The 2,617-nt window shown below is 52.0% G+C and carries 2 rRNA genes; both read right to left on the bottom strand.

Annotated elements, in window-relative coordinates:
- Window positions 1–3: 3 nt before the first annotated feature.
- Window positions 4–119 (bottom strand): 5S ribosomal RNA (gene rrf, locus PSE72_RS19815).
- Window positions 120–262: 143 nt separating this feature from the next.
- Window positions 263–2,617, bottom strand: a 23S ribosomal RNA gene (locus PSE72_RS19810); the annotation flags it as partial.

Below are 2,617 nucleotides of genomic sequence, written 5' to 3'. Positions count from 1 at the left end.
AATGTCTGGCAGTTCCCTACTCTCACATGGGGAGACCCCACACTACCATCGGCGCTACGGCGTTTCACTGCTGAGTTCGGCATGGGGTCAGGTGGGACCACCGCGCTATTGCCGCCAGACAAATTCTGTGTGTTCCCGTTTAATCTCACTTTCGTGCACTAAACCAGAACATCAATCTCGAACAAGCTGCTGTGTCCTTCACCTCTCGGCTTCTCACGCTTATTGAATCAACATAATCTCTCTAAAACACCTTCGGTGTTGTCAGGTTAAGCCTCACGGTTCATTAGTATTGGTTAGCTCAACGTATCGCTACGCTTACACACCCAACCTATCAACGTCTTAGTCTTAAACGTTCCTTTAGGACCCTTAAAGAGTCAGGGAAGACTCATCTCAAGGCAAGTTTCCCGCTTAGATGCTTTCAGCGGTTATCTCTTCCGCACTTAGCTACCGGGCAATGCCATTGGCATGACAACCCGAACACCAGTGGTGCGTCCACTCCGGTCCTCTCGTACTAGGAGCAGCCCCTTTCAATCTTCCAACGCCCACGGCAGATAGGGACCGAACTGTCTCACGACGTTCTAAACCCAGCTCGCGTACCACTTTAAACGGCGAACAGCCGTACCCTTGGGACCTACTTCAGCCCCAGGATGTGATGAGCCGACATCGAGGTGCCAAACACCGCCGTCGATATGAACTCTTGGGCGGTATCAGCCTGTTATCCCCGGAGTACCTTTTATCCGTTGAGCGATGGCCCTTCCATTCAGAACCACCGGATCACTAAGACCTACTTTCGTACCTGCTCGAGCCGTCACTCTCGCAGTCAAGCTGGCTTATGCCTTTGCACTAACCGCATGATGTCCGACCATGCTTAGCCAACCTTCGTGCTCCTCCGTTACTCTTTGGGAGGAGACCGCCCCAGTCAAACTACCCACCAGACACTGTCCGCACCCCGGATAACGGGGCTACGTTAGAACATCAAACATTAAAGGGTGGTATTTCAAGGTTGGCTCCATGCAGACTGGCGTCCACACTTCAAAGCCTCCCACCTATCCTACACATCAAGGCTCAATGTTCAGTGTCAAGCTATAGTAAAGGTTCACGGGGTCTTTCCGTCTTGCCGCGGGTACACTGCATCTTCACAGCGAGTTCAATTTCACTGAGTCTCGGGTGGAGACAGCCTGGCCATCATTACGCCATTCGTGCAGGTCGGAACTTACCCGACAAGGAATTTCGCTACCTTAGGACCGTTATAGTTACGGCCGCCGTTTACTGGGGCTTCGATCAAGAGCTTCTCCTTACGGATAACCCCATCAATTAACCTTCCAGCACCGGGCAGGCGTCACACCGTATACGTCCACTTTCGTGTTTGCACAGTGCTGTGTTTTTAATAAACAGTTGCAGCCAGCTGGTATCTGCGACTGGCTTCAGCTCCATCCGCGAGGGACTTCACCTAGCGCCAGCGTGCCTTCTCCCGAAGTTACGGCACCATTTTGCCTAGTTCCTTCACCCGAGTTCTCTCAAGCGCCTGAGTATTCTCTACCTGACCACCTGTGTCGGTTTGGGGTACGATTAATGATAATCTAGAGCTTAGAGGCTTTTCCTGGAAGCGGGGCATGAGCTACTTCATCACCGTAGTGACTCGTCATCGGACCTCAGCATGTAGTGAACCGGATTTGCCTAATTCACCTGCCTACATCCTTAAACCGGGACAACCGTCGCCCGGATAGCCTAGCCTTCTCCGTCCCCCCATCGCAATTATCACCAGTACGGGAATATTAACCCGTTTCCCATCGACTACGCATTTCTGCCTCGCCTTAGGGGTCGACTCACCCTGCCCCGATTAACGTTGGACAGGAACCCTTGGTCTTCCGGCGTGCGGGTTTTTCACCCGCATTATCGTTACTTATGTCAGCATTCGCACTTCTGATACCTCCAGCATACCTCACAGTACACCTTCACAGGCTTACAGAACGCTCCCCTACCCAACAATATTTACATATCGCTGCCGCAGCTTCGGTGCATAGTTTAGCCCCGTTACATCTTCCGCGCAGGCCGACTCGACCAGTGAGCTATTACGCTTTCTTTAAATGATGGCTGCTTCTAAGCCAACATCCTGGCTGTCTGAGCCTTCCCACTTCGTTTCCCACTTAACTATGACTTTGGGACCTTAGCTGGCGGTCTGGGTTGTTTCCCTCTTCACGACGAACGTTAGCACCCGCCGTGTGTCTCCCGTGATAACATTCTTCGGTATTCGTAGTTTGCATCGAGTTGGTAAGTCGGGATGACCCCCTAGTCGAAACAGTGCTCTACCCCCGAAGATGAGTTCACGAGGCGCTACCTAAATAGCTTTCGGGGAGAACCAGCTATCTCCCGGTTTGATTGGCCTTTCACCCCCAGCCACAAGTCATCCGCTAATTTTTCAACATTAGTCGGTTCGGTCCTCCAGTTAGTGTTACCCAACCTTCAACCTGCCCATGGCTAGATCACCGGGTTTCGGGTCTATACCCTGCAACTCATTCGCCCAGTTAAGACTCGGTTTCCCTACGGCTCCCCTATACGGTTAACCTTGCTACAGAATATAAGTCGCTGACCCATTATACAAAAGGTACGCAGTCAC

The sequence above is a fragment of the Providencia sp. PROV116 genome, from assembly GCF_028482485.1.
Lineage (GTDB): Bacteria > Pseudomonadota > Gammaproteobacteria > Enterobacterales > Enterobacteriaceae > Providencia > Providencia rettgeri.
This window is presented reverse-complemented; position numbering and strand designations above follow the sequence as displayed.